The sequence below is a fragment of the Bradyrhizobium sp. GW821-FHT13H05 genome, from assembly GCF_058804065.1.
Genome location: NZ_JBXAPO010000006.1, coordinates 59,198 through 72,166, shown reverse-complemented (window position 1 = coordinate 72,166; position 12,969 = coordinate 59,198). Strand labels below are relative to the sequence as shown.

Sequence of the window (12,969 nt, the reverse complement as noted above, 5' to 3'; positions counted from 1 at the left end):
GCCGCGATCCCCGGATATCGGATCAGGCCGCCGGTGGGCCGTTGATGATCTGGAGCTGGGTGAATTCGGCGAGGCCTTCCTCGGCGAATTCGGTGCCGATGCCCGACTGCTTGGCACCGCCGAACGGGATGTGCGGGGCCATGTCGAGATGCTTGTTGATCCAGACCGTGCCGGACTCGAGCTGGGTCGCGACCTCGTGGGCCCGCTTGATGTCCGATGACCAGACCGAGGCTCCGAGACCGTAGGTCGTGGCATTGGCGCGGCGGATCACGTCGTCCTTGTCGGAATATTTGATCAGCGGCAGCACGGGACCGAACTGCTCCTCGTCGACCAGCTTCGAGCCCTCCTTGATGTCGCGCACGATGGTCGGCTCGATGAAATAGCCGGGACGGTCCATCGCCGAACCGCCCGCGACCACCTTGCCATTCTTGCGGGCGTCTTCGAGGAACGTCTTGACCTTCTCGTACTGCATCTTGTTCTGCAGCGGTCCGAGCTTGGTGCCCTGCTTGGCGCCGTCGTCCACCACTGTGCTCTTGGCGATCGCGACCAGCTCGTTGCAGAGCTCGTCATAGACGGACTCGTGCACATAGAGCCGCTTGATGGCGAGACAGACCTGGCCGGAGTTCTGGAAGGCGCCTTCGAAGATGCCAGGTGCGACCTTCTTCGGATCGACGTCGTCGAGCACGATGCCGGCATCGTTGCCGCCGAGCTCGAGCGTGATGCGCTTGAGCGTCTGCGCCGCGCTCGCCATCACCTTCTGTCCCGTGGCGGACGAGCCGGTGAAGGAGATCTTGCGAATATCAGGGTGCTTGGTCATCTCGCCGCCGAGGTCGTTGGCGTCGGTGATGAAGTTGAGAACGCCCTTCGGCAGGATGTCCTTGATCAGCTCGGCGAAGCGCAGGGTTGCGAGCGGCGTGGTCGGCGCCGGCTTGACCACCAGCGTATTGCCGGCGAGCAGCGCCGACGGCAGCTTGAAGCTGAGGATCAGCAGCGGATAGTTCCAGGGAATGATGGCGCCGACGACACCGAGTGGGCGGCGATAGGCTTCCACCTTGCGGTCGCCGGAATCCTCGATCACCTTCATCGGCAATTCGAGCGAGCTGAGATAGCGGAAGAACGCGGCCATGCCGAGCACTTCGCCGGTGGCATCGCCGAGCGGCTTGCCTTGCTCGCTGGTGAGGATGTGGGCGAGCTCGCCCGAATTGGCCTCGATCGCGTCGGCCATCTTGTTCACGAGCTTGCGGCGTTCCGCCATCGGGGTCGCGGCCCAGGCCGGGAAGGCGGCCTTCGCCGCGGCGACGGCCACGTCGAGCTGCGCCTTCGAGGCACGCGGACACTGTGCCAGCACCTCTTCGGTCGCGGGATTGAGAACCGGCATGGTCTGGTCGCCGGGCACCATCTTGCCGTCGATGAGAAGATTGTAGTCGCTCATAGGCTTTGCGCTCCCTTGCAGAAACGGGCCGTTCGGGCCTCGTTATATCGAACTATATATCACGACTTCGCCGAACCGGCCATGCGGCCGGCTCGATCAATTCCAGAAAAGCAGGGCTGGACGCAGATGGACATATCGATATATCGTAGCGGATATAGCGAACTGCGTTCCGGGACTGGCGATGGAAATCAAGGTGAGACAGCTCACGACCTGCGAGGTTGCGGCCGATGGCGGTGCGATCTCGCTGCGCTTCGAGGATGTGACCGGCAATCCCGCTGCCGTCAGCGTTTCGCTCAACCAGGTCGGCGCGCTGATCATGACGCTGCCAGGGCTGCTCGAGGCCGCCCTGAAGGCCCGCTACGGCGACCAGAGCCTGCGCTACGCCTATCCGCTGGCGTCCTGGGTGCTGGAGCAGTCGACCGATACGACCCAGCGCATCATCACGCTGGAAACCGAGGACGGCTTCAAGGTCCGTTTCTCGATCCCCAGGGACGAGCAGAGCCTGCTCGGCGAGGCCCTGACGCAGCCGATGCCCGGAATGACGGCGCGGCCGAACTAGGGTTCGCTCACCTGGAAGAATGGTTGTTCTGCGAGTCGGCTCGTCAGTGTCCTTAGCTTGGGCATATGAACATCGGTGTCGATGCCGCGCGCCCGCGCGAGGCGTTCGGCGACGACGGCGGTCACATCGGCCTGGGTGAGACGCTCAAGCAGCAGGTAGGGCTGCTTCGGCTCTATCATGGCTTCGACCGCGCTGAGGGCATTGGCGGCCTGAGCCATGCAGTCGTCGATCCACGGCTGATGCACTTTCTCCGGCGGGCGGTGGTTCCCCTCATAGGCCGCGTGAAGGCACTTCTCGCACGCGCCCATCATCATGGCCGCGACCTTCAACACGGCACGGCGATCGGCGCCGTCACGCGGCGTGAGTGGCCGGTCGCCACCGTAGACTTCATCGAGATGATCGACGATCGCGTCGCTATCGATCAATGTCTCGCCGCTGTCCAGCACGAGCGCGGGAATGCGGCCAAGCGGATTGCTCGCCCTGACCTCAGCGCGATGGCCGAAGCCGGACACCGGGCGCTGCTCAAATGGTACGCCGTAGATATTGAGCGTGATCGCGACACGTCGCGTAAAAGGTGATCGATTGACCCCGATCAGCAGCATGGTGCGATCCCGTCCATCCGGTTCACGACTTGCGCGAACGGGCGATGTCGCTCTTGAGCGCTTCGAGCTCCTTGTGCACAGCGCGTGCGGCGTCGCGCTCGATCTTGCGGTAGCGCGCAACGAGTTTCTCACCGAATGGGGTGAGTATCGCGCCGCCGCCGTTCTTGCCGCCGGCCTGCGGCTCGACCACGGCATGTCCGCAGATGCGGTTGATCTCGTCCACGAGATCCCAGGCGCGCTTGTAGGACATGTCCATGGCGCGGCCGGCTCCGGAGATCGAGCCTTGCTCGCGGATCTGCTCCAAAAGCTCGATCTTGCCGGGCCCGATTCGATCCTTGCCGTCGAGGTCGATGCGGAGGCTCAGTTGGGGAAGCGATTTTGCGCTCGCGCGCGACATGATTGGGTCTCTTGACGGTCTCTTGACGGTTTCTTGGCCTGTTCGTCGGCGAGATTGCCACTCTTGCCCGCGACGGACAAGGTGAGAGCGGCGTACGGCGTCACCGTACGGCGTGCATCTCCAGGAACGCCTTCACGCCGGTGACCTCGCCGGTGTCCGACGGCACGTAGCCGGGAAGGTTCGCGACAGCGGCGCGAAAATCAGCACTGCGCATGATCTCGAGGATGCGCTGCATCGGCCCGGTATCGAGGAAGGCGCGTTTGCAGACGAAGAAATAATCCTCGGTCACGATGCGAATGAAATCCAGGCCGAAATGGCGGGCGGCCGCCTCGACGCCGAAACTCGCATCCGCCATGCCGCTCGCGACATAGGCCGCGACCGCGGCGTGGGTGAACTCGATCTGCTGCGCGCCGTTGATGCGGCCTTCGTCGATGCGATGTGCGGCGAGCAACTGGTCGAACAAGAGGCGCGTGCCGGAATCATGGTCGCGGTTGACGAAGCGGACCTTCGGCCTGGTCAGGTCCTCGATCGTTTCGATGCCGAGCGGATTGCCGCGCGCGACCATCAGCCCCATCTCGCGGGTGACGAAACTGATGACGCGATCCTCGCGCGGATCGAGCCATTCGCGCGCCGCCTTGATGCCCTGGGCGCGCAGCGCGCCGTGCGGCAGATGCAGGCCGGAGAGATCGCAGGCGCCCTGCGCCAGTGACACCAGCGAATTCTGGTTGCTGACATAGCGCAAATCGACGCCGATGCCGGGCTCGCGGTCAAGGAATTCACGCAGCTTTGCCACCGCGAAGCCGTGGCTGGCATGGACGCGGATCACCGCGGGGCGCTGCTCGAGGAACGGCTTGATTTCGCTCGCGAGCTCCTGCGCGAGGTTTTCGAGTTGCGGTCCAAGCCGCGCCTGCATGCGCTCGCCCGCCCACACCAGCCGCTCGCCGAACGGCGTGAGTTTTGAACCCTTGCCGCGCTGGGTCTCGACCAGCGGCGTGCCGAAGAACTCCGACCATTGCTCGATCAGATTCCAGACATGCCGATAGGACAGGTGCGCGTCGGCGGCAGCGCTCGTGATCTTTCCGGTCTTCCGGATTTCGTTGAGAACGCCGAGCATGACCACCGCCGTGCGCGGGCTACCCTCCTGGCGAAACCGCCAAACGGCCTCGATCTCAATCTGGAGCATGAAACATCCTTATGAAGTCGAGTTCATATAATGAGCGGGTCATAGGCACACCATATCATATTTACTCCGGCCAATACGCGCCTACGCTGGTATACCAGAAACGGAGGAAATATGATGTCAGTTGCATATGACTTTGCGCATTCGCCGGCGACCGAATTCATGGCCCGGCCGCAGCATCTGCTCATCGACGGCCGCCGCGTCCCCGCCAGCTCCGGCCGCACCTTCAAATCCCTCAATCCCGCCACCGGCCAGGTCATTGCCACCATCGCCGAAGGCAACGAGGCCGATGTCGAGCAGGCCGTGGCCGCCGCACGCCGCGCGTTCGAGGGCCCGTGGCGCACGATGCGCGCCTCCGAGCGTGGCCTGATCCTGCTGCGCTGGGCGGACCTGCTTAAAGCTCACGCCGAAGAGATCATCGAGCTCGAGTCGATCGATGCCGGCAAGCCGATCTCGGCGACGACGCGCCAGGACTTTCCGGCTGCGGTCGACACGCTGATCTATTACGCCGGCTGGGCCGACAAGATCAGCGGCGATGTCGTGCCGGTGCGCGACGATGCCCTGACCTACACCATGCGCGAGCCGGTCGGCGTGGTCGCGGCGATCGTGCCGTGGAATTTCCCGCTGATGATCGGCATGTGGAAGCTCGCGCCGGCGCTGGCCTGCGGCTGCACCATCGTGATGAAGCCGGCCGAGCTGACCTCGCTGTCGGCGCTGCGCATCGCCGAGCTGGCGCTCGAAGCCGGCTTGCCGGCGGGCGTCTTCAACGTCGTCACCGGACCCGGCCGCGTCGTCGGCGACGCGCTGGTCAATCACCCTGACGTCGACAAGGTCACCTTCACCGGCTCGCCTGGCGTGGGCCGTGGAATCATGAAGGGCGCGGCGAGCAACTTCAAGCGCGTCTCGCTCGAACTCGGCGGCAAATCGGCCAATGTCATCTTCGACGACGCCGATCTTGAAGGTGCATCCAAGGCTGCGGCCTCCGGCATCTTCTTCAATGCGGGCCAGGTCTGCTCGGCCGGCTCCCGCGTGCTGGTGCAGGAGAGGGCGTATGACGAAGTCGTCGAGCGTCTCGCTGCCCGCGCGAAATCGATCAGAATCGGCGATCCGCTCGATCGCAAGACGGCGCTCGGCCCTGTAATCTCCGAGAAGCAGATGAAGTCGATCCTCGACTATGTCGACATCGGACAGAAGGAAGGCGCGACCCTCGTCACCGGCGGCGAGAAGGTTGGCGATCGCGGCTATTTCATCAGCCCCGCGGTGTTCGCAAATGTTGCGCACGAGATGCGGATCTCGCAGGAGGAAATCTTCGGCCCCGTCGTCAGCGTCATCAAGTTCAGGGACGAGGCTGATGCCTTGCGGATCGCCAACGGCACCGCCTACAGCCTCGCGGCCGGCGTCTGGAGCCGCGACATCGGCAAGCTCCAGCGGTTTGCCAAGCGGGCTCGCGCCGGCACGGTCTGGATGAACACCTATGGCTATACCGATGTACGCCTGCCCTGGGGCGGCGAGCGCGACTCCGGCCTCGGCCGCGAGCACGGCACCGCCGCGATCGACAATTTCATCGAGCCCAAGGCGGTGTGGATGAACTTGGCCGTCTGATTTGGCCGTCTGATAACCTCCCGAGCGGCCAATCCTGGAGCCCGCCTGATGATTCAGGCGGGCTCTCTTTTCGAGATCGATAAAATTGTCTGCATTCCGCTCAGCAGCGGCAAACCCTGCGGACAAGAAGCATGTCGCCTTAAACCAGAGCTTTGGAACCGACCTGCATCCTGCCTGCAAAAGGGTGGGGCATCAGCATGTCTATTTTCAGGGAGATCGTCGCAGCGGTCGCGGGAGTCTACGCGCTCCTGTTCGTCTGCGACGCATTGTTCGGCGTCGGTGACGCACGCTTCGACGACGCCTATTACCGCGCCAGCTTCTACGCGCCGCAACCGAAGGAATTCCGCTTCGCCGGCGACACGCCGCCGGCGGTCCGCGTCAGCGAGGCTTTTGCTCAGTTCGCGCCGGGTGAAGCCAAGCCGAACAAGCGCTACTCGTCGCTGACGACGATCATTCGTTAGTCCATATGAAACCAGGCCCGTCGGCTTGGGTTCACCTCTCCCTACGGGAGAGGTGAACATCTTCACTCCCCCTGAATCCATTCCGCGACGCCGCGCCACAGTGTGTCGCGGTGCTCGGGGCGGAAGAAGCCGAAATGGCCTATTCCCTTGGCGCCGACATCGGATGGCTTCACCGTCAACACCTCCGGCTTGGTCGCGGTGAAGCCGCCGGCGAGCAACTCGACCGCGGGGCGGGTCGCCCAGGGATCGTCGGAGAAGCACAGCGCGCGCAGCTCGCCCTTGAATTTTGCAAAATTCTCCAGCGCCGGCAGTTTTGAATCGAACAGATAGCGCGGGCTCGAGACCCACTCCGCCCATTGCAGGAAGACGCCCTTGGGCAAATCCTCGCCGATGCCGGCCCAGCCCGGCGCATAGCCGAGTGCATGGACCAGCGGTACGCCGACAAAGTTCATGAAGGCGAAGACGCGATATTTTTCCGGCGAGGTCATCAGCCGCCAGGTCGCGGCCTGCGAGGCCACGAACGCGGCGCGCGAGATGTCGCTGTTGTTGGCGATCAGCCCGAGCGCCTGGCCGCCAAAGGAATGGCCGACATAGGCAAGCGGCAGGGTGTTGTAGCGCTCGCGCATCCAGCTCACCGCGGCGGTGACGTCGAGCGCGGCCCAGTCCGACATCGAGGCCTTGAAGCCGACCAGCGATTTCGGCTGGTTGTAGCCGACCATGGCCGGCAGGCGGGAGTCGCCGATGCCGCGATAGTCGTAGGTGAGCACCGCGCAGCCGCGATGGGCGAGATAGGAGGCAAAGCCGCGATAGATTTTTCGCGGCACGGCGGTGGCCGAATTGATCAGGACGGCGTGGCGTTTTGCCCCGCGCGGCAGGAACAGGGTGCCGCTCAGCGCATACCCGTCGGTCGCCGGGAAGCTGATCTCGTCGATGAAAACGTCGTCGCGCGCCGCGTCCATGGGCAGCCCAGGTCCTGCCAGTTTCCTCAAGCCTTCCCAAGCAAATGCGAATTTGGCTTTTCCTGCAAGGGTTTGCAGTGCGAAATGGATTTACAACTGGCGGGGCGGGGCGAGCCTGTGTATAAGGCGGCCCTCGCAACCCCTAGATCAGGTTGTGCTTTTTGCTTCACGGAGAGATTGCGATGTCCGAGCGGTGGACGCCCGAGTCCTGGCGCAGCAAGCCGGTGCTCCAGGTGCCCGATTATCCCGACGCCAAGGCTTTGGCCGACGTCGAGGCGCAGCTTGCGACCTTTCCGCCGCTGGTGTTCGCGGGCGAGGCACGCAATCTGAAGAAGGCGCTGGGGCGGGTTGCGGCCGGCGAGGCCTTCCTGCTCCAGGGCGGCGACTGTGCCGAAAGCTTTGCCGAGCACGGCGCCAACAATATCCGCGACTTTTTCCGCGTGCTGCTCCAGATGGCGGTGGTGCTGACCTATGCCGGCGCCGTCCCGGTGGTGAAGGTCGGCCGCGTCGCCGGCCAGTTTGCCAAGCCGCGGTCATCGCCGACCGAGAAGATCAACGGTGTCGAGCTGCCGAGCTACCGCGGCGACATCGTCAACGACATCGCCTTCACCAAGGAAGCGCGCGTCCCGGATCCGCAGCGCCAGCTGATGGCCTACCGCCAGTCGGCCGCGACGCTGAACCTGCTGCGCGCGTTTGCGACCGGCGGCTACGCCAATCTCGGCAGCGTGCATCAATGGATGCTCGGCTTCCTCAAGGACTCACCGCAGTCCCGCCGCTACAAGGAACTGGCCGACCGCATCTCGGACGCGCTGAATTTCATGCGCGCCTGCGGCCTCGATCTTGAGGCTCATCCTGAGCTGCGCTCGACCGATTTCTACACCAGCCACGAGGCGCTGCTGCTCGGCTACGAGCAGGCCATGACCCGCGTCGATTCCACCACCGGCGACTGGTATGCCACCTCGGGCCACATGATCTGGATCGGCGACCGTACCCGCCAGCTCGACCACGGCCACATCGAATATTTCCGCGGCATCAAGAACCCGATCGGGCTGAAGTGCGGTCCGTCGCTCAAGACCGACGAACTCTTGAAGCTGATCGACGTGCTCAACCCCGACAACGAGCCGGGCCGGCTGACCCTGATCGGCCGCTTCGGCTCCGACAAGGTCGGCGAGCATCTGCCGAACATGGTGCGCGCGGTGAAGCGCGAGGGCAAAGTGGTGGTCTGGTCGTGCGATCCCATGCACGGCAACACCATCACCTCGACGTCGGGCTACAAGACACGGCCGTTCGACCGCATCCTGTCCGAGGTGAAGTCGTTCTTTGCGATCCACGCGGCCGAAGGCACCCATGCCGGCGGCGTGCATCTGGAGATGACCGGCCAGGACGTTACCGAATGTCTCGGCGGCGCCCGCGCGATCACGGACGAGGACCTCAACGACCGCTACCACACGGTCTGCGATCCCCGCCTCAATGCCGAGCAGTCCATCGACATGGCTTTCCTGGTCGCCGAGCTGCTGAAGCAGGAACGCGTCGGCAAGGCCAGGCCGATGCCGGCCGCAGCGGGGCTCTAAGACCTTGCTGCGGATCTGGAAGGCCACGATCAATTCCCGCAACGGTCTGGCCTTTGCGTTCCGTTCGGAGCAGGCCGTCCGCGAGGAGGTGTTTGCGCTCCTGCTGTCGGTGCCGCTGGCCTGGTTCGTTGCCGCGACGGCGCTGCGGGCGGTTGAGCTGGTCTGTTCGGTTGCGTTCGTGCTGACGGTCGAGCTGCTCAACACCGCGATCGAGAAGCTTGCGGACCGGCTGACCCTGGATCACGACAAGCAGATCGGGCGGGTCAAGGACATGGGCTCGGCCGCGGTCGGCGTTGCGCTGCTGATGGCCGGCGCGTTCTGGATCATCGCCATCGTCGAGCGCCTGGGGTTCCTCTAAAGCGCGTACCGCGCTTTAGAATATTGTTTGAGCATGATCTTTTCGGAAAACCGCTTCACACTTTTCCGGATCATGCTCTGATCGGATCGGAGCGGCCATGACCGAACGTCTCAACGCATTCGCGGTCACGCTCGCCCAGCTCAATCCGACCATGGGCGACATCGAGGGCAACGCCGCGAAGGCGCGGGCGGCGCGCCTGCAGGCGATCGCCGACGGCGCCGATCTCGTGCTGTTTCCGGAATTGTTCATCGCCGGCTATCCGCCGGAAGATCTGGTGCAGAAGCCGGCCTTCCAGGCCGCCTGCCGCGCCGCGATCGAAAGCCTGGCGCGTGAGACCGCCGATGGCGGCCCGGCCATGCTGGTCGGCACGCCCTGGGTCGAAGACGGAAAACTCTACAATGCCTGCGCGCTGCTCGACGGCGGCCGCATCGCCGGCTTGCGCTTCAAATGCAATCTGCCGAATTACGGCGTGTTCGACGAGAAGCGGTTGTTTGCGCGCGGCCCTGCCGCTGGTCCCGTCACGGTGCGCGGCGTGCGCATCGGCGTGCCGATCTGCGAGGACATCTGGCTGGAAGAGTCCGAGGACTACGAAAACGTGGTCGAGACGCTGGCCGAGACCGGTGCCGAGATCATCCTGGTGCCGAACGGCTCGCCCTACGCCCGCGACAAGAACGATGTACGCCTGTCGGTCGCGGTGGCGCGCGTCACCGAGAGCGGCTTGCCGCTGGTCTATCTCAACCAGGTTTGCGGCCAGGACGAGCTGGTGTTCGACGGCGCTTCGTTTGCGCTCAACGGCGATCTCTCGCTGGCGGCGCAATTGCCGGCGTTCGAGGAGAATGTCACCACGTTGCGCTTCACGCGCAACGGCGAGGGTTGGCGCTGCACGGGGCCGATCGCGGAGCTTGTCGAGGGCGACAAGGCCGACTACGCCGCCTGCGTGCTGGGCCTGCGCGACTATGTCGCCAAGAACGGTTTCCCCGGCGTGCTGCTCGGCATTTCCGGCGGCATCGACTCCGCGCTGTGCGCGGCGATCGCCGTCGATGCGCTCGGAGCCGACCAGGTCCATGGCGTGATGCTGCCTTATCGCTACACGGCCGCGCACTCGATCGCGGACGCCGGCGAGCTCGCCGGCCATCTCGGCATCCGCTACGAGGTGCTGCCGATCGCGGAGGCCGTGAACGGGTTCGAGACGATCCTCTCGGGCATCTTCAGGAATCTGCCGCCTGATATCACCGAGGAAAACCTTCAGGCCCGCACCCGCGGCACGCTGCTGATGGCGATCTCCAACAAGATCGGGCTGATGGTGGTGACGACGGGCAACAAGTCGGAAATGTCGGTCGGCTACGCCACGCTCTATGGCGACATGAACGGCGGCTTCAATCCGATCAAGGATATCTACAAGACGCAGGTGTTTCGATTGGCCGGCTTGCGCAACAGCTGGAAGCCGGAGGGCGCGCTCGGGCCGGCAGGCGAGGTGATCCCGCCCGACATCATCACGCGCCCGCCGACCGCGGAATTGCGCGACAACCAGACCGATCAGGATTCATTGCCGCCTTACGAGGTGCTCGATGCCATTCTCGAACGGCTGGTCGAACGCGAGGAGCCGCTCGATGCGATCATCGCCGCCGGCTTCGATCGCGAGACCGTCACCCGCATCGACCATCTCCTCAACGTCGCCGAATACAAGCGACGCCAGGCCGCGCCCGGCGTGAAGGTGACGCGCAAGAACTTTGGCCGCGACCGCCGCTATCCCATCACCAACCGCTTTCGCGACAGGGGCGAGCCGCTGCCTGCCCCGGACGAGACCTTGGTCTCGCGCGGCAACCGCGCCTCGATCGATGCGTTCGAGGGGTAGGGCAAGCTACGGCGGATTATCTCTTCCGTATCCGCGAGGGAGATGGGCGTTAATGTGCCCTCGCCCCTTGCGGGAGAGGGCAGCACTGCTGTCGAAACGAACTCAGTTGGGTGAGGGGTTCTATCCACGTATTCATGTGCACATGTGAGCGCGGATAGAACCCCTCATCCGGCGCTTCGCGCCACCTTCTCCCGCAAGGGGAGAAGGGGACCCCGGCATCGGCAGACGTGATCTGATCGCACCTACTTCTGCTGCTGCGGCAGGAAGCTCGGACCGACCGAGCGGATCGGCTTATTCTCCGAGCTCGTCGCGGCCGTGCCGGTATCCGCGGGCGGCGTCGCAGCCGGTGCAGTCGCTGTCGTCGGCGCAGGCGCTGCACCCTTCTTGGCATTTGCAGGCGCGCCCTTGCCAAGCCGTTGCTGCTGCATTTTCTTGGCGCTCTCCTCGGTGACGATGATGTCACCCTGCTGCTCGGCCGCGGCCTTGTCGTCGGCCGATTTCAGCGCGTCGGCCCAGGTCTGTCCCGCCGCCTTGCAGGAGCAGGACGGGTTGAACTCGCTGCGGAATTTGAACGCGGTCGGCAGCGCCGTATAGGGCTGGCCGCCGATCGACACCGCCGAGTTCATGTCCTCGCCGGGATTGCGATGGGTGTACAGCACGGCTTCCGCGGCCGGGCACAGCGCCTTGCAGGTCTTCTCGTCGTCGGGGAAGCGCGCCGGCACGGTCGCAAACGAGACCGGGAAATAGGCGCCGTCGCAGGTGCGCACGCAGACGGTGCGGTAGGTGCCGGATTGTGGGCCGAGATCAGAGGGCGGCACGCCTTGCGGATTGTTCGGGTTGTTGCCGCCGAACAGATTGCTCAGGAAGTTGCCGCCGCCTTGCGACTGCGCGGCGTTGGCATATTGCGGGCCGCAATTGTTCTGCGCCAGCGCTGCCAGCACCGAGCGGCGCTGATTGTCGCGCTCGGGGCTGAAGCCGCCGGCACCGCCGCCGCGCAGACGTTCGAGATTGCCGGTGATCTGGTCCAGATTGGCGCGCATCTGCTGGATCTGGGTGTTGACCGGGCCGCACTGCGCCGACTGGCCGTTGAACAGCGAGAAGAAGCCGGAGGAATCGCAACCCATGCGCTTGGCCTGCATGGTGACGCGGTCGAGCTCGGCCTGCTGCTTGGCCTGGGAATCCTGATAGCGGCGGATCTGGTCGTCGCGCGCGGGGTCTCCACCGCCGCCGCCACGATCGAGCGCGGCGAGCTGGCCTTCCAGCCGCGAGCACATCGGATTGGGTCCAAGTCCGTTCTGGCCGGGCTGAGGCGGCGGCCCGGGCGGGCCGGCCTGCGCGAAAGCACCGGTGGCGAGCACGACCATGCTCAGAAGCACGGTGCAGGCAGAGACGAAGCGAGCACGGGAGAGAGACAAAAATTCAGGCATATCCGCCATTCTAGCGAGGTCACGGCCCAGCGTGATTTTGGGGGCCGACGCGCGCCCTCCAATAGCCGCTTCCTGCGGCATCGTCACGTCGTTTCAGGGGCCGAAAACTGGTCCTAAGGTCCGCCAGCTCCGAGGGAATTCAGCGCTGGCAGGTGATTGCGACATATTCGTCGCAATGGCCATGGGAGCAGTTTGTGCCGGTTTTGGGGACGGAGCCGGTAATTTCGTCGGGATCGACCCGGCGATAGCTCGATGCCTGGGCAAAATCGCGTGACTGGCAGTAGGTGCGCGCGACCTGCGCGCCGCATTTGTCGCCCTTGGCCAGGCACTGGTCCACGCCGTAGCCGTCAGCCTGGTTGGGGATGATGAAGACGCGGGTCTCGGCGAAAGCGCTGGAGGCCGCAAGGATGGAGGCGCAGGAAATGAGCGCGAGCAGGGATCGCATGAAATCACCGGGGGGCAAAAAGAAGGAACCGCCAGTTCCAGAATGGGCTCAAAAGGTTAAGGATAATGGAACCGTTATGGCGTGTGGCCGCGCTTTGCGGACGGAAGACGGCTTTTTCGCG

13 protein-coding genes are annotated in these 12,969 nt (G+C 64.5%); 6 read left to right on the top strand and 7 right to left on the bottom strand.

Annotated features, from left to right (window positions below; all coding sequences use genetic code 11):
- Positions 1-22: 22 nt before the first annotated feature.
- The gene (locus tag AC1RR3_RS19885; protein ID WP_492824800.1) at positions 23-1,432 is read right to left on the bottom strand and encodes an aldehyde dehydrogenase family protein; all 1,410 of its coding nucleotides are present in this window, start codon (positions 1,430-1,432) and stop codon (positions 23-25) included.
- Positions 1,433-1,613: 181 nt separating this feature from the next.
- Between AC1RR3_RS19885 and AC1RR3_RS19880 the strand changes: the two genes are divergently transcribed.
- Positions 1,614-1,991 (top strand): hypothetical protein, encoded by a 378-nt coding sequence (locus tag AC1RR3_RS19880; RefSeq protein ID WP_492824799.1) that lies wholly within the window; start codon positions 1,614-1,616, stop codon positions 1,989-1,991.
- On the opposite strand, the gene AC1RR3_RS19875 is transcribed toward AC1RR3_RS19880, so the two are convergent.
- From AC1RR3_RS19875 to AC1RR3_RS19865, 3 genes are all read right to left on the bottom strand, one after another.
- Complete coding sequence (locus AC1RR3_RS19875) at positions 1,988-2,593, bottom strand: glutathione S-transferase family protein (RefSeq protein WP_492824798.1); 606 nt, start codon at positions 2,591-2,593, stop codon at positions 1,988-1,990. The two genes, AC1RR3_RS19880 and AC1RR3_RS19875, sit on opposite strands and share 4 nt — an antisense overlap.
- Positions 2,594-2,615: 22 nt before the next feature.
- Positions 2,616-2,990, bottom strand: a complete 375-nt coding sequence (locus tag AC1RR3_RS19870) for a winged helix-turn-helix domain-containing protein (protein ID WP_492824797.1) — start codon at positions 2,988-2,990, stop codon at positions 2,616-2,618.
- 100 nt (positions 2,991-3,090) lie between these two features.
- Positions 3,091-4,173: a substrate-binding domain-containing protein gene (locus AC1RR3_RS19865; protein ID WP_492824796.1), complete on the bottom strand. Its 1,083-nt coding sequence runs from the start codon at positions 4,171-4,173 to the stop codon at positions 3,091-3,093.
- 114 nt (positions 4,174-4,287) lie between these two features.
- Here AC1RR3_RS19865 and AC1RR3_RS19860 point away from each other — a divergent pair, with 114 nt between their 5' ends.
- Together AC1RR3_RS19860 and AC1RR3_RS19855 are read left to right on the top strand one after the other, a co-directional pair.
- Complete coding sequence (locus AC1RR3_RS19860) at positions 4,288-5,772, top strand: aldehyde dehydrogenase family protein (RefSeq protein ID WP_492825149.1); 1,485 nt, start codon at positions 4,288-4,290, stop codon at positions 5,770-5,772.
- Between the two features lie 197 nt (positions 5,773-5,969).
- Positions 5,970-6,233, top strand: coding sequence for a hypothetical protein (locus AC1RR3_RS19855; RefSeq protein ID WP_492824795.1), 264 nt, complete (start codon positions 5,970-5,972; stop codon positions 6,231-6,233).
- Between the two features lie 62 nt (positions 6,234-6,295).
- Here AC1RR3_RS19855 and AC1RR3_RS19850 read toward each other — a convergent pair whose 3' ends face one another.
- Positions 6,296-7,192 (bottom strand): alpha/beta hydrolase family protein, encoded by an 897-nt coding sequence (locus AC1RR3_RS19850; RefSeq protein WP_492824794.1) that lies wholly within the window; start codon positions 7,190-7,192, stop codon positions 6,296-6,298.
- A gap of 182 nt (positions 7,193-7,374) precedes the next feature.
- Between AC1RR3_RS19850 and AC1RR3_RS19845 the strand changes: the two genes are divergently transcribed.
- The 3 genes from AC1RR3_RS19845 (at position 7,375) to AC1RR3_RS19835 (ending at position 10,976) form a co-directional block, all read left to right on the top strand.
- A complete protein-coding gene (locus AC1RR3_RS19845) occupies positions 7,375-8,763 on the top strand; it encodes a class II 3-deoxy-7-phosphoheptulonate synthase (RefSeq protein ID WP_492824793.1) in 1,389 nt (462 codons plus the stop codon).
- Positions 8,764-8,767: 4 nt separating this feature from the next.
- Positions 8,768-9,121 carry a diacylglycerol kinase gene (locus tag AC1RR3_RS19840; RefSeq protein ID WP_492824792.1) on the top strand — a complete coding sequence of 118 codons (354 nt, stop codon included), beginning with the start codon at positions 8,768-8,770 and terminating at the stop codon, positions 9,119-9,121.
- A gap of 97 nt (positions 9,122-9,218) precedes the next feature.
- Positions 9,219-10,976, top strand: coding sequence for an NAD+ synthase (locus AC1RR3_RS19835; protein ID WP_492824791.1), 1,758 nt, complete (start codon positions 9,219-9,221; stop codon positions 10,974-10,976).
- A 242-nt stretch (positions 10,977-11,218) separates the two neighbouring features.
- Here AC1RR3_RS19835 and AC1RR3_RS19830 read toward each other — a convergent pair whose 3' ends face one another.
- Together AC1RR3_RS19830 and AC1RR3_RS19825 are read right to left on the bottom strand one after the other, a co-directional pair.
- Positions 11,219-12,412: a DUF2865 domain-containing protein gene (locus tag AC1RR3_RS19830; protein WP_492824790.1), complete on the bottom strand. Its 1,194-nt coding sequence runs from the start codon at positions 12,410-12,412 to the stop codon at positions 11,219-11,221.
- 130 nt (positions 12,413-12,542) lie between these two features.
- Positions 12,543-12,848: a hypothetical protein gene (locus tag AC1RR3_RS19825; protein ID WP_492824789.1), complete on the bottom strand. Its 306-nt coding sequence runs from the start codon at positions 12,846-12,848 to the stop codon at positions 12,543-12,545.
- Positions 12,849-12,969: the final 121 nt, after the last annotated feature.